Raw genomic sequence first — 645 nt, forward strand, 5'->3', positions numbered from 1 at the left:
TCGTATGTGTCGCCGCGCGGGGTGTCGCCGGGGGCGGGGGTGATGCCGTGCATCAGCCAGGAGGCCGTGGCGGTCAGCGAGAAGCGCAGATGGCGTCCGCCGCCGCTCTCCTGGCGTTCGGCCAGGGACCGTAGGACCCCGGCGGCGAGCAGATAACCCGTACCGTGGTCCAGGGCCTGCGCGGGCAGTACGCCGGGGTGGCCGTCGGGGGTGGCTTCGAGGGCGGCGATGCCGCATGCGGCCTGGACGAGGCTGTCGAAACCGCGCCGGCCGGCCCAGGGGCCGGACCAGCCCCAGGCGGACACCTGGGCGACGACGAGTCCGGGGCGGCGTTCCAGCAGGGCGTCGGGGGCGAGGCCGAAGCGGTCGAGGGCGCCCGGGCGGTAGCCGGTGACCACGACATCGGCGTGGCCGAGCAGTTCCTCGAAGGTCTGCCGGTCCTGGGGGTCGGCGAGGTCCAGCCGGGTGGAGCGCTTGCCGAAGCCGGTGTCGGCGTGGGCGTCCGGGTCCTCCGGGAGGTGCGGGGAGTCGATACGCAGGACGTCCGCGCCGAGCAGCGCCAGGGTGCGGGTGGCCACGGGGCCGGCGATGACCCGGGTCAGGTCCAGGACCCGTACGCCGCTCGCGGGCAGGGGCGCGGGCGGC

The 645-nt window shown here is 76.0% G+C and carries 1 protein-coding gene; it reads right to left on the reverse strand.

Annotation, left to right across the window (positions count from 1 at the left end):
- On the reverse strand, positions 1-645 hold a 645-nt coding region (locus tag CCN51_RS39700), incomplete at both ends, for a CoA transferase (protein WP_211303290.1).

Origin of the sequence: Streptomyces milbemycinicus (assembly GCF_002154605.1) — a bacterium.
Classification (GTDB): domain Bacteria; phylum Actinomycetota; class Actinomycetes; order Streptomycetales; family Streptomycetaceae; genus Streptomyces; species Streptomyces milbemycinicus.